Source organism: Kitasatospora sp. NPDC059973 (assembly GCF_042737525.1).
Lineage (GTDB): Bacteria > Actinomycetota > Actinomycetes > Streptomycetales > Streptomycetaceae > Kitasatospora.
In genome coordinates this window covers 1-12,995 of record NZ_JBHWUI010000099.1, presented here as the reverse complement: position 1 = coordinate 12,995, position 12,995 = coordinate 1, and the positions used below count along the sequence as shown (strand labels likewise).

Annotated in this window: 11 protein-coding genes; 4 read left to right on the top strand and 7 right to left on the bottom strand. The window is 74.7% G+C overall.

From position 1 onward, the window contains the following. Positions 1-24: 24 nt before the first annotated feature. Positions 25-357, top strand: a complete 333-nt coding sequence (locus ACFWA9_RS25000; protein WP_329487097.1) for a YnfA family protein — start codon at positions 25-27, stop codon at positions 355-357. 61 nt (positions 358-418) lie between these two features. On the opposite strand, the gene ACFWA9_RS24995 is transcribed toward ACFWA9_RS25000, so the two are convergent. Further along, positions 419-1,510: a sugar ABC transporter substrate-binding protein gene (locus ACFWA9_RS24995; protein ID WP_380389886.1), complete on the bottom strand. Its 1,092-nt coding sequence runs from the start codon at positions 1,508-1,510 to the stop codon at positions 419-421. A gap of 265 nt (positions 1,511-1,775) precedes the next feature. On the opposite strand from ACFWA9_RS24995, the gene ACFWA9_RS24990 reads away from it, so the two are divergent. Next, positions 1,776-2,261, top strand: a complete 486-nt coding sequence (locus ACFWA9_RS24990; RefSeq protein ID WP_380389884.1) for a peroxiredoxin — start codon at positions 1,776-1,778, stop codon at positions 2,259-2,261. A 152-nt stretch (positions 2,262-2,413) separates the two neighbouring features. Here the strand turns inward: ACFWA9_RS24990 and ACFWA9_RS24985 are convergent, their stop codons facing one another. The 4 genes from ACFWA9_RS24985 to ACFWA9_RS24970 all read right to left on the bottom strand — a co-directional run bounded on the left by ACFWA9_RS24985 (position 2,414) and on the right by ACFWA9_RS24970 (position 7,142). After that, on the bottom strand, positions 2,414-4,081 hold the full coding sequence (locus ACFWA9_RS24985) for a metallophosphoesterase family protein (protein WP_352296212.1): 1,668 nt from the start codon (positions 4,079-4,081) through the stop codon (positions 2,414-2,416). Positions 4,082-4,363: 282 nt separating this feature from the next. Continuing rightward, positions 4,364-4,627, bottom strand: a complete 264-nt coding sequence (locus ACFWA9_RS24980; protein WP_329487101.1) for a hypothetical protein — start codon at positions 4,625-4,627, stop codon at positions 4,364-4,366. A gap of 126 nt (positions 4,628-4,753) precedes the next feature. Beyond that, on the bottom strand, positions 4,754-5,164 hold the full coding sequence (locus ACFWA9_RS24975) for a (2Fe-2S) ferredoxin domain-containing protein (RefSeq protein WP_329487102.1): 411 nt from the start codon (positions 5,162-5,164) through the stop codon (positions 4,754-4,756). Between the two features lie 4 nt (positions 5,165-5,168). Beyond that, positions 5,169-7,142 carry a heavy metal translocating P-type ATPase gene (locus tag ACFWA9_RS24970; protein ID WP_380389881.1) on the bottom strand — a complete coding sequence of 658 codons (1,974 nt, stop codon included), beginning with the start codon at positions 7,140-7,142 and terminating at the stop codon, positions 5,169-5,171. Positions 7,143-7,230: 88 nt separating this feature from the next. Between ACFWA9_RS24970 and ACFWA9_RS24965 the strand changes: the two genes are divergently transcribed. Continuing rightward, on the top strand, positions 7,231-7,581 hold the full coding sequence (locus tag ACFWA9_RS24965) for a metalloregulator ArsR/SmtB family transcription factor (RefSeq protein WP_329487104.1): 351 nt from the start codon (positions 7,231-7,233) through the stop codon (positions 7,579-7,581). 23 nt (positions 7,582-7,604) lie between these two features. Here ACFWA9_RS24965 and ACFWA9_RS24960 read toward each other — a convergent pair whose 3' ends face one another. Together ACFWA9_RS24960 and ACFWA9_RS24955 are read right to left on the bottom strand one after the other, a co-directional pair. Further along, entirely contained in the window at positions 7,605-9,596 is a 1,992-nt protein-coding gene (locus ACFWA9_RS24960) for a protein kinase (protein ID WP_380389878.1), read from the bottom strand. Positions 9,597-9,926: 330 nt separating this feature from the next. Beyond that, positions 9,927-11,582 carry an FAD-binding dehydrogenase gene (locus ACFWA9_RS24955; RefSeq protein ID WP_380389876.1) on the bottom strand — a complete coding sequence of 552 codons (1,656 nt, stop codon included), beginning with the start codon at positions 11,580-11,582 and terminating at the stop codon, positions 9,927-9,929. A 332-nt stretch (positions 11,583-11,914) separates the two neighbouring features. On the opposite strand from ACFWA9_RS24955, the gene ACFWA9_RS24950 reads away from it, so the two are divergent. Then, a complete protein-coding gene (locus ACFWA9_RS24950; RefSeq protein ID WP_380389874.1) occupies positions 11,915-12,859 on the top strand; it encodes an SGNH/GDSL hydrolase family protein in 945 nt (314 codons plus the stop codon). Positions 12,860-12,995 lie beyond the last annotated feature (136 nt).

Genomic DNA, 12,995 nt, shown 5'->3' with positions numbered 1-12,995 from the left:
CCGCGGCTCGTAGGCTTGGCGACCATGACCGTCCTGCGCTCCGCCGCCCTGTTCGCCCTCGCCGCCCTCGCCGAGATCGGCGGCTGCTGGCTGATCTGGCAGAGCGTGCGCGAGGAGCGGCCGTGGTGGCTGGCCGGCCTCGGGGTGGTGGTGCTCGGCGGGTACGGCTTCTTCGCCGCGCTCCAGCCGGACAGCGACTTCGGCCGGGTGCTGGCCGCGTACGGCGGCGTCTTCGTGGCCGGCTCGCTGCTCTGGGGCATGGCGGTGGACGGCTTCCGGCCCACCCGCTACGACGTGGCCGGGGCGCTGGTCTGCCTGGCCGGGGTCGCCGTGATCATGTACGGCCCCCGGCGCTGAGCGGCGGCGCTGCCGCCCAGCACCGGGGCGGACGGACGCCGGCGGACGCCGGCACCCTCGCCTACTTGACGCCGGCCGCCGCGCAGGCGTCCGCGAACGGCGCGGTGCAGATGTCGGCCGCCTTGTACAGGCCGCCGCCGACCACCGTGGCCTGCACCTTCGCCTTGGTCACCACGATCGGGGTGAGCAGCAGCGAGGGGATCCGCTGCCCGCCGCTGTCGACCCCCGCGTTGGCCGCCGCGTTGATGTCCATCCCCTTCAGCAGCTGGACGGCGATGCTCCCGGCGGCGTCCGCCTCGGGCTTGTACGGCTTGTAGACGGTGAAGGACTGCTCGCCGGTCAGCACCCGGCGCACCGCGTCGATGGAGGCGTCCTGGCCGCCGACCGGGACGTTCTTGACCCCGGCCGCCTTGAGCGCCTCGATGACGGACGCGGCCATGCCGTCGTTGGCCGCGTACACGGCCTGGAAACCGTCCTTGCCGAGGGCCTGGATGGCCTCGTTGGTCTTCGCCAGGGCCACCTCCGGCTTCCACTCGCCGGACTGCTCGTAGCCGATCTTCTTGACCCGGCCGTCGAGCGACCGGTGCGCGCCGGCCTTGAACATCGCCGCGTTGGGGTCGGACTCGGCGCCGTTGATCATCACGACGGTGGCGGCGGCGGCCTTCGGGCCGAGCGCGTCGAGCAGGGCCTGGCCCTGGATCTCGCCGGTGCGCTGGTTGTCGAAGGACACGTAGGCGGCGACCTTGCCCTCCGCCAGCCGGTCGTAGGCGACGACCTTCACGCCCTTGGCGGCGGCGGCCTCCACCCAGGGGGCGGTGACCTTGGCGTTCACCGGGTCGAGCAGGACGACCTTGACGCCCTTCGCCAGCAGGTCGTCGAACTGCCGCTTCTGGACGGTCTCGTCGCCGTCGGCGTTGGCGTAGTCGACGACGCAGCCGGTGCAGAGGGACTCCACCGTGGCCTCGATCAGCGGCTTGTCGAAGGCCTCGTACCGGGTCGAGGAGGTCTTCTCGGGCAGCAGCAGCCCGATGGTCTTGCCGGCGACGCCGTCCGAGTGCGGTGCCGCTCCGTCGCCCTGGCCGCAGGCTGCGAGGGCGAGGGCCAGCGCGAGCGTGGCCGTGCCCGCGCCCGCGCGACGGGTCGTTCTGTTCATGGTGGGTGCTGCCTCCTGACTGCGCCGCGGCTTTGCGGCAGAGGTCGGAGTCAAGCCGTGCTCGGCGATTCCGTCAATAACTGAAGGGAAACTCGATACCTTGCTGCTCGATTCGTTATGAAGTGAAGATCCGTCGGATATTCCCGCACGACAGTCGCGAAGCCTTCGCAGACCGGCGTCAACTCTTCAACATCACGAGCCCGGCCACCACCCGGGCATAGGGTGGGCGGCGACCCCACCACCCACCCGTGAGGACCGCACAGCGATGGCCAAACCCCCCGAAATCGGCTCCCTCGCCCCCGAGTTCACCCTGCCCGGCCTGCTGTTCGACGAGCAGGCCGGCACCGCCGAACGCCGCGAGTACCGCCTCGCCGAAGCCAAGGGCGGCCCGCTGGTCCTGGTCTTCTACCCCGGCGACGACACCGCGGTCTGCACCAAGCAGCTCTGCTCGTACAGCTCCGACCTGGACCGCTTCCGCGGCCTGGGCGCCACCGTGTGGGGCATCAGCCCGCAGGGGCTGGACAGCCACGAGCAGTTCGCCCGCAAGCACCGCCTGGGCTTCCCGCTGCTCGCCGACCCGGACCGGACCGTCGTCCGCGCCTACGGCATCGCGGTGCCCGGGCTCGGGCTGCGCCGCTCGGTGTTCGTCCTGGACGGCGACGGCACGGTCCGCTGGAAGCACGTCGCCCTCGCCGGGCTGACCTTCCAGCACAGCGACACCCTCGCGGCGCAACTGGCCGCACTCGCCTAGACCGGCCCGCCGGCCCGCTTCCCGCCCACCGCCCGGCGCACGCGGCGGTCCCCGGCCGGCCCCGGACACGCCGGTGGCCCGGCCGGGAGTCCCCGACCGGGCCGCCGGGCCCCGTGGGGCCGGTCTCCGCGCCCCCGGGCGCGCGGGGCGGACTACCAGCCCCAGCCGCCGCCCTCGCCGTCGTCGTCGGTGGTGCCGTCCCAGCCCTCGCCGACCTTGCGCAGGATCGTGTAGTGGTCGACCTGCGTGCCGTTCTCGGCGAGCGCGGTGACCTTCATCGACGACTTCTGCCCCAGGTGCGCCGGGGTGACGTCGACCTTGATGAACGAGTAGCCGGTGTAGCGGACCCGCGACCACTCGACCTTCTCGGCCACCTTCACCCCGCCCTTGGCGAAGTGGTAGGTGTCCACCGAGTCCAGCCGGTTCTCGTGGCCCTCGTAGGTGTCCGGGGCGTCGAAGCTGTACAGGCTGCGGCCGGCCGCGCCCGCCGTCACGTACACCACGCCGTCGGTGGCCGGCTCGACGGTGGCGCCGCTCGGCACCGCCTTGGAGACCTTGTTGCCGAGGATCGCGTCGGTGCGCTCGTAGACGTGGTTGTGACCGTTGATCACCAGGTCCACCCGGTACTTCTCGAACAGCGGCACCCACGCCTCGCGCACCCCGCCCTCGGAGGCGTGCTGGTGGGTGGTGGAGAAGGCGCAGTGGTGGAAGAAGACCACGACGAAGTCGACGGTCTCGTCGTTGCGGAGGTCCTTCAGGGTGCGCTGCAGCCACGCGGTCTGCTTGCCGGCCGAGATGCCCAGGTTGGCCGGGATCTCGTAGGAGACGTCGTTGGCGTCCAGCGAGATGACGCCGACATTCTTGTAGCGGAAGCTGTAGACGCCGGGGACGGTCCGCGGGTCCGGGCCGTTGTCCGGCAGGAAGAAGCGGTTGTTCTCGCCGCCGTACCCGTGGTGCGAGTACCAGGCCTCCATGTCGTGGTTGCCGTAGGAGACCATCCACGGGACCTTCGAGGCGACCGTCTCGGTCTGGACCAGGAAGTCGTCCCAGGTGCGGGCGTTGTACACCGACTTGTCGGCGTCCTGGCCGGAGCCGGCCGGGTCGGCGTAGCAGATGTCGCCGGCGTGCAGGTGGAAGGCCGGGTTCTGGGCCAGGATCACGTGGTCGTTGCCGGCCGCGTGCGCGCTGACGCCCTGGTCACCGAAGGCGGTGAAGGTGAACGGCTCGTACACCTTGCCCCAGCGGCGGTCGCGCGAGGGCGCGGTGCGGAAGGTGCTCAGGGTGGAGATCGCCTGCTGCGAGGCCGGGTCGAAGCCCTGGTGGCCGACGCCGTAGTAGTACGTGGTGTCGGGCTGGAGGTCCTCCAGGGCGACGTGCAGGTAGTACTGGTCCACCGGCTGGCCGGTCGGGGTCAGCGCGGGGGTGTGCAGGGCGCGCACCTCGGCCTGGACCTTGTGGCCGAGGTCCCACGGGTTCCTGCCGTAGCGCAGGAACGGCTTCTTCACCGGGGCCGGGACCTGCCAGGAGACCCGGAACTGGGTGTCCGGCTCGGGGCCGAACGCGAGGTGACGGCCGATCGGGGCGACGAGCGCGCCGTCGACGCCGTCGGCCGTGCCGCCGGTCAGCAGCTGCGGGGAGGCCGGCGCGGCCGTCGCGACACCGCTGCCCAGCGAACCTCCCACGGCCAGGGCGCCGACGCCGACGGCACCGGCGGTCAGCATCCGGCGGCGGGAGAAACGGGCCCGCAGGTACTCGTGCTGCTCGGCCATGCTCATGCGGTCGGCGAGCTTCGCGGGCACGCCCATGTGGGGGATATCCATGGGCGGGACTCTTCCAGCGCAGCGTTGACCGCACACCTACAGGCGGTGAACGCACCCCGGCGTGCCGGTCAGTCGAACGCCAATGTTCGACCATGTCTCGGCAAAGTCGCCCCGGGCGGCCGGAGGCCGCCGGATCATCCGGCCCGCCCGGGTCCTGATCCCCCGGGTCCTGATCCCCCGTCGTCGGCTCCGCCGTACCGGCCGGGGCCCAGGCGGGCCGGCCGGGGCCCAGGCGGGCCGGCCGGGGCCCCCGCAGACGAAGGGCTCCGCCGGCCGACGGCCTCAGCGCGGCGGCGGGGCGATCTCGTCCCAGGTGGAGGGGGCGCGGTTGCCGGTGCCGTCGCACGTCCGGCAGACCTCGTCGCGGTAGGCGTGCTTGGCGCCGGCCGCGTCGACCCGGTAGCGGACGTAGACACCGGTGCCGTCGCAGAGGAAGCAGTTGCCGCCACCGCCGCCGACCTCGGTGGTGCCGGTGCCCTGGCAGGTGCGGCAGCTGAGACCGGCGGTGCGGCCGGTGCCCGCGCAGATGCGGCAGACCGTGGTCACGTCGTGATTCCTCCCAAGCCGGGGCGCCCGGTAAATGGTAGTGCCCCGGCCCGCCGGACGGACCGCCCCGGAGCCGGGCACCCGGACCGGGCCCGGTGCGGGCCGCCGGACCGGGCCGCCGACGCCTCAGCCCGGGAGGCCGTCGCGGATCCGGCGGGAGACGGTGACCTGCTGGAGGTCGAGCAGCCCGGGCGGCTCGGCCAGGCCGGGGCCGCCGGCGTGCACCCACTCGGCTATCTCCTCGACCATGTCGTCCGCCAGCACCCAGCCCAGCCAGACCGGGCGACCACCGGCCGCGCGGCCCTCGCTGGACGGGCCGACCACCACGACGTTGGAGTGCGCGCACGCGTCCAGGCACTTGACCGCGCGGACCTTGCCCGCTCCGCCGACGGCCTCGCGCAGCCGCTCGTACTGGCCCGCGTGGTCGACGCCCGGGTGCTTCTCCTGGGTGCCGCAGCAGCAGCCCCGGCAGACGGTGACGGTCACCGGGGCCGCGGGCCCCTTCCCGCCACCGCGCTCGCGGTCTCGACGGCTCATCGGCTCAGCGCTCCTCGTGGTTCCCGGCCCCGGCGCCCGGGGCTTCCTGGTGGAGGGCCCGCAGCCACGCCCGTTCGCGCAGCAGCCGCAGGCCGTTGAGGCCGACGATCACGGTGGAGCCCTCGTGCCCGGCGACACCGAGCGGCAGTGGCAGCGTACCGGCCAGATCCCAGACCACCAGGACGGTGATGAACGCCCCGGCGATCGCCAGGTTCTGCACGACCAGCCGGCGGGCCCGCCGGGAGAGCGCCACCACGGCCGCCACCGCGGTCAGTTCGTCGCGCACCACCACCGCGTCCGCGGTCTCCAGGGCGAGGTCGGACCCGGCCCGGCCCATCGCGACCCCGCTGTGCGCGGCGGCCAGCGCGGGGGCGTCGTTGACGCCGTCCCCGACCATCAGCACCCGGTGCCCGCCGTCGGCCAGTTCGCGGACCGCCGCCACCTTGTCCTGGGGCAGCAGCGCGCCCCGGACGTCGGTCAGACCGACCTCCCGGGCGAGGTGCTCGGCGGCGAGCCGGTTGTCGCCGGTGAGCAGCACCGGCGGGCGGCCGGTGAGCGCGGCCAGGCCCCGGACGGCGGCCGCGGCCTGTTCGCGCGGGCGGTCGGCGAGGCCGAGCACGCCGACCGGCTCCCCGTCGCGCAGCACCAGGACGGCGGTGCGGCCGGCCGCCTCCAGCTCGGCGACCGCGGCGTGCCCGCGGTACGGACCGGGGGCGCCCACCGCGACCACCGCGCCGCCGACCACGGCCCGCACGCCGATCCCCGGGGTGGCGGTGAAGTCGGTGGCCGCGGGCGGGACCAGGCCGCGCTCGCGGGCGGCGGCGACCACCGCCCGGGCCAACGGGTGCTCGCTGGGGTGCTCGGCGGCGGCCGCGAGGGAGAGCAGCTCGGCCTCGGTGACGCCGAGCGGGCGCAGCTCGACGACCTTCGGCGTGCCCTCGGTGAGGGTGCCGGTCTTGTCCAGGGCGACGGTGTCCACCTGGCCGAGCCGCTCCATCACCACGGCGGACTTGACCAGCACGCCGTGCCGGCCGGCGTTGGCGATGGCGGAGAGCAGCGGCGGCATGGTGGCCAGCACCACGGCGCACGGCGAGGCGACGATCATGAACGTCATGGCGCGCAGCAGGGTGGCGGTCAGCTCCGCGCCGAGGGCGAGGGGGACGGCGAAGAGCAGCAGGGTGGCGGCCACCAGAGCGGCGGCGTAGCGCTGTTCGACCTTCTCGACGAAGAGCTGGGTGGGCGCCTTGGTCTCGGAGGCCTCCTGCACCATGGCGACGATCCGGGCGATCACGGAGTCGGCGGCGTCCCGTTCGACCCGGATCCGCAGCGCGCCGGCGCCGTTGAGGGTGCCCGCGTACACCTCGTCCCCGACGGACCGGGCGGCGGGCAGCGGTTCGCCGGTGATGGTGGCCTGGTCGACCTCGCTGCTGCCGTCGAGGACCCGGCCGTCGGCGCCGATCCGCTCGCCGGGGCGGACCAGCACGGTGTCGCCGACGGCGAGTGCGGCGGTGGGGACGGTCTCCTCCCGGCCGTCGGCGGTGAGCCGGCAGGCCGTGGCGGGGGCGAGGTCGAGCAGGCCCCGGACGGAGTCGGCGGTGCGGGCGGTGGCCAGCGCCTCCAGGGCGCCGCTGGTCGCGAAGATCACGATCAGCAGGGCGCCGTCCAGCGGCTGGCCGATGGCCGCGGCGCCGAGGGCGGCGACCACCATCAGCAGGTCGACGTCCAGGGTCCGCTCGCGCAGCGCCCGCAGCCCGGCCAGGGCGGGCTCCCAGCCGCCGGCCAGGTACGCGGCCGCGTACAGCGCGCCGGACGCCCACCCGGGGCCATCGAGCAACCGCACGGCGAGGGCGGCCAGGAAGGCCGCGGTGGCGGCGGCCGCCCAGCGGGCCTCGGGCAGCGCGAGCACCCGGGTGCGGCGCGGGGGCGCCGTCGCGGGGGCGGTGGGGACCGGCGGTCGGGTGAGCACGGTGGCGGACATGTCCGCCACGATACAGGAACATATGAACACACTTTCATTCGTTCCTGCGGGCCGGGCCCCCCGGAGTCCCGCCCCGTAGGATGCCCCCATGGGACACGCAGCCGCCGAGAACGCCGTGCCGCAGATGCGCCTGGACGCGTCGAACGCGGCCAAGGTGGCGAACACCCTCCAGGCCCTGGCCACCCCCTCCCGCCTGCTGATACTCGCCCAGCTGCGGGAGGGCCCGCGGGCCGCCACCGAACTCGCCGACGCCGTCGGCATGGAGCAGTCCGCCTGCTCCCACCAGCTCCGCCTGCTGCGCAACCTCGGCCTGGTCGTCGGCGAGCGCCGCGGCCGCTCAGTGGTCTACTCCCTCCACGACGACCACGTCGCCGCACTCCTCGACCACGCCGTCTACCACGTCGACCACCTGCGCCTCGGCGTCACCGACGACCGGTAGGGCTCACTCCGGAGCCCCGCGACTCACGGCATCCGCCACTGCTGGTAGGCGTTGCCCGGCGTGCAGGCGGTCATGGTGGCCTGCCTGCCCGCGCCGTTGTCGGTCAGGCAGGTCGACCCCATGTAGTCCTTGAGGTAGTAGACGCCCTGGGCGCCCGCGCCGACCACCGACCAGTTGGCCATGAAGCTGAACCCCGGTGAGAGCAGCACCTTCTGACTCGACGTGTTCGAGAAGTCGGTATCCTGGACGAGGGCCGGCCCGCTCAGGCCGCACGCGTGGATCTCGTACCAGCCGCCCGGGTTCGGGTCCGAGCGCACCCAGCCGTAGGCGGTCGTCCCGCCCACCACGACGGCGCCGCCCGGCGACGGGCCGGCGGCGGCCAGGCCGAGCTTCTGGCCGTCGGCCACGTTGACGATGTCGCCCCACCGGCTGCCGCCGCACCCCGCGGGCACGGTCGGCGCCGACGGCTTGGACTCCGGCGGCCTGGGAGCCTCGGGGCTGGGCGCCGGCTGGTTCGGCGCGGGCGCCGACGGGGCGGGCTGTTGGGGTGCGGGGGCCTGCGGCGCGGGCTGGTTCGGCGCAGGAGCCGCCCCACCGCTGCCGCTACCGCTACCGCCCGTCTTCGGCGAGGTGCCGCCCGATCCGGCGGCGGATCCCCCGGAGGACCCGCCGGCCGACCCCGTACCGCCGGCCGCCGAGCCGCCGCCCGGCTTCGGTGCCGCGCCCGGTGCCGGGACCTCCGGCGCGCCGCCGGCGGGCGGCACGGGCGCTCCGCCGGACTCCGGCTCCGCGGCCGGTGGAGCGCCCGGCGTGGGCTCCGCGCCCGGCGCCGGCGTGGCCGGGAGCTCCCCGGTCGGCGACGCGGTCGCCGCCGGGCTGTCGGTGAGCGGGCCGGCGGACACCGACACCGCCGGCTGCGCACCGGGCTGTTGCGTCTGCGTCTGCGTGTGAAACGGGCCCCGCTCCACCAGCACGACCGTGGCCGCGCCACCGGTGATGACCACCGGAATGATGACGGGCACCAGGAGGCGGCGCCACCGCCGGCCCGCACCGGGCTCGGCGCCGGTCCGGCGTGCCACCCGGGCGACCTCGGCCGCCGGGGCGCCGGCCACCGGGGTCCCGGGCACGGCGGGCGAGACGGGACGCGCCACCGCGGCGACCGGCGCCGACCTGTCGCCGACCGCCTCCCGTGCCGCGGCCGCCATCGCGGCGGCGTCGGCGAACCGGTCCCCCGGCTGCTTGGCCAGCGCCCGGGCGACGAACTCCCGCACGGCCGGCGCGAACTCACCGGGCAGCTCCGGCGCCGGCTGCTGGACGTGCTTGAGCGCCACCTCGACCACGCTCTCGCCGGTGAACGGCGGCGTGCCGGTCAGCAGTTCGTAGCAGACCACGCCGAGCGAGTAGAGGTCCGAGGCCGGCGTGACACCGCCGCCGCCGGCCTGCTCCGGGGCCATGTACAGGGCGGTGCCGACCACCACGTTGGTCGCCGTGAGCGTGGTGCTCACCAGCGCCCGCGCGATGCCGAAGTCCGTCACCGTCACCCGGCCGTCGTCCCCCAGCATCAGGTTGGACGGCTTGACGTCCCGGTGCACGATCTCCTGCTGGTGGGCGGCGTGCAGCGCGTCGAGCGCCCTGGCGAGCAGGCTCAGCGCCCGCTCGGGCGGCATCGGTCCGTCCTCGTCGAGGGCCTTGTCCAGCGGCCGTCCCTCGACGAGTTCCATCACGATGTAGGCGATCCGCTCGCCCTCGGCGCCGTGCCCGGCGTCGCCGCCCTGCTCCCCGTAGTCGTGGACCTCCACGATGCCCGGGTGGCTGATCGCCGCGAGCAGTTGGGCCTCGCGCCGGAACCGCGACGCGAACGTCCCCTCCTCCAGCAGTCCCGCGTGCAGGACCTTGACGGCGACCTGCCGCTCCAGCACCCGGTCGTCGGCGCGCCAGACGGCGCCCATGCCGCCGCCACCGATCCACTCGGTCAGCGCGTACCTACCTCCGAGTACGGTCCCCCGACCATTCATGCCCCGCCCCTTCGCAGTGCCCCGCCCCAACGGGTCGTCACCAACACGGCCTGTGCTGCCACCACTCTCCCCCGCCCGCCGCGCCACCGGTACCGGTCGGACCCGGCCGTTCGGGCCGCGGCGAGCATCAGACGCTACCGGGCAGGGCCGGCGCGGCCCCGCCCGGGGCCGGATGGTGGCCGTCGAACAGCCGTCGAAGGCCCGTGACGGGCGCGTGGGTGCGGGTGCCCGGGACCGACCGGTGCAGCCCGGCTCCACGCCGGCCGCCGCACGCTCGCGGGCCAACTCGGCAGCAGCCCAGGGCTGTTGCGGCGCGAAGGCCGCCGCCCGTTACGCCGTCGCGGCCGCCGCCGCCCGGCCCGCCGTGCGGCCGGAGAAGAGGCAGCCCCCGAGGAAGGTCCCCTCCAGCGAGCGGTAGCCGTGCACCCCGCCGCCGCCGAAGCCGGCCGCCTCGCCGGCCGCGTACACGCCCTCCAGCGCCTCGCCGCCGGGCCGCAGCACCCGGGCGGAGAGGTCGGTCTCCAGCCCGCCGAGCGACTTGCGGGTCAGGATGCTCAGCCGGACGGCGATCAGCGGGGCGGCCGCCGGGTCGAGGATGCGGTGCGGCGCGGCCGTGCGGATCAGCTTGTCGCCCAGGTAGCGGCGGGCGCCGTGGATGGCGGTGACCTGGAGGTCCTTGGCGAACGGGTTGGCGAGCTGCCGGTCCCGGGCCTCGACGGTGCGGCGCAGCTCGTCCGGGTCGATCAGCGCCTCGCGCGTGCGGGCGTTCATGCCGCGGGCGAGGTCCGCCAGGTTGCCGGCGACCACGAAGTCGGGTCCGTGCCGCAGATGGGCGCGGACCGGGCCGGGGGCGCCGGGCAGCGCGCGGCCGAGCACGCCGCGCACCGAGCGGCCGGTGAGGTCGGGGTTCTGCTCGGAGCCGGAGAGGGTGAACTCCTTCTCGATGATCTTCTGGCTGAGCACGAACCAGGTGTGGTCGTGCCCGGTGGTCCGGAGGTGTTCGAGGGTGCCGAGGGTGTCGAAGCCGGGGAAGAGCGGGACGGGCAGCCGGCGGCCGCGGGCGTCCAGCCAGAGCGAGGACGGGCCGGGCAGGATGCGGATGCCGTGCCGGGCCCAGATCGGGTCCCAGTTCTCGATGCCCTCGGTGTAGTGCCACATCCGGTCGCCGTTGATCAGGTTGCCGCCCGCCTCGCCGGTGATGCCGAGCATCAGGCCGTCGACGTGGGCGGGGACGCCGGAGAGCATCCGCTCGGGCGGGGTGCCGAGCCGGGCGGGCCAGGCCTTGCGGACCAGGTCGTGGTTGCCGCCGATGCCGCCGGAGGTGACGATCACGGCCTGCGCGCGGAGTTCGAACTGGCCGGCGACCTCGCGCGAACTGGCCTCGCCGCGCGCCGCGTCGCTGGGCACCAGCACCTCGCCGGCGACGGTGTCGGTGACCCCGGCGTGCGCGGAGAGGCCGGTGACGCGGTGGCGGAACCGCAGGTCGACCAGGCCGCGTTCGGCGGCGGCCCGGACCCGGCGGACGAAGGGTTCGAGCAGGCCGGGCCCGGTGCCCCAGGTGATGTGGAAGCGGGGGACGGAGTTGCCGGGTCCGTCGGCCAGCAGCCCGCCGCGCTCGGCCCAGCCGACGACCGGGAAGAACCGCACGCCCTGGGCGCGCAGCCAGGCCCGCTTCTCCCCCGCCGCGAAGTCGACGTAGGCCTCGGCCCAGCGGCGCGGCCAGGCGTCCTCGGCGCGGTCGAAGCCGGCGGTGCCCTGCCAGTCCTGGAGGGCGAGCGCGTGCGAGTCGCGGATCCGCATCCGGCGCTGCTCGGGCGAGTCGACCAGGAAGAGACCGCCGAAGGACCAGTGCGCCTGCCCGCCGAAGGAGGCCGCGGGCTCCTGGTCGAGCAGGATCACCCGCCGTCCGGCGTCGGCGAGTTCGGCGGTCGCGGCGAGGCCCGCGAGACCGGCTCCGATGACGATGACATCGGCGTCCAGGGCCATGCGCTCTCCTCCATCAGTGGTCCGGCGGTGCGGCCGGTGGTCCTGCGGTGCGGCGTGCGGGCGGTGCGGCGTGCGCCCGATACTGCGGCCTGCGGCGGGGCGCGTCAACCGGTGAGTAACAAGCTGCGGCGGCAATTCCGCTCCGGGGCGTTTCGGAAATACCTCCGATACACGGTGGAGCGTTATTCCGAAATGCTTCTGACGGGTTTTCGGGAATTTCCGCACCGGGCATGGACGCATTCGAAACCTGGCGGTAACTTACCTGTCAGTAGTAAAGCTGTGGCCCGGCTGGCGCGACCCCCCACTCGTTCTCTCTCCCCCAGGAGGAACCCGTGCTCAGCCCTGCCCGGAAACGCCGCACGACCCGGACTTCCCGGAAGCCCGCCCTGCTCGCCGCCGCCGCACTGGGCGCGGCCCTCGCCCTGACCTCCACCAGCGCGCAGGCCGCCACGCCCGCCCCCCGCCACTACGTCGCCCTCGGCGACTCCTACGCCGCCGGCGCCGGGGTGCCCGGCCAGTCGGCCGGCCTGTGCCTGCGCTCCGACCGCAACTACGGCCACCTGGTGGCGGCCGCCCTCAAGGCCACCGCCTACACCGACGTCACCTGTGCCGCCGCCAAGGTGAAGGCGATGACGCAGCCCCAGTACGACGCGTTCATCCGGGTCAACGACCCGCAGTTGGACGCCGTCACCGCCGACACCGACCTGGTGACCCTCGGCATCGGCGGCAACGACCTCGGCGCCACCGACCTCGGGCTCGGCGAACTGGTCGGGGTCTGCATCGCCGGCGCGGCGGTCAACCCGCTGGGCACGCCCTGCAAGGACGTCTTCCACCACGGCTACTGGGACTGGTCCAGCTGGTCCTGGCAGTACGGCAACGACGACCTGGCCGACCGGATCGCCGCCGCCCGGCCGCAGATCGCCGACACCCTGAAGCGCATCCACGCCAAGGCACCCGGCGCCAGGGTCCTGCTGGTGGGCTACCCGTCCGTGCTGCCGGCCGACGGCTCCGAGTGCTTCCTGCGCCAGCCCGTCACGGCGGGGGACGTCGAGTACATGTACGGCGTGCTCGGCCAGTTGAACGCGATGCTCAAGTCCACCGCCGCCGCGGGCGGCGCCACCTACGTGGACACCGCCACCCCGACCGTCGGCCACGACGTCTGCTCGGACGACCGCTGGATCGAGGGCGCGCTGCCGGGCTCCCCGGCCGTCCCCTTCCACCCCAACGCCACCGGCGAGAAGGTGATGGCGGACGCCGTGCTCGCCGCCCTGAAGTAGCCGCGGGCGCGGGCGGGAACCCCGAGGGGGGGGGGGGGCGGGGTGGCGGGACCCCCCCCCCCCGGGGGGGGGCGGGCCCCCCGCGGGGTTGGGCCCACCCCCGCGGGGGGGTGGCGCGGCCGGGAGGCGGACAACC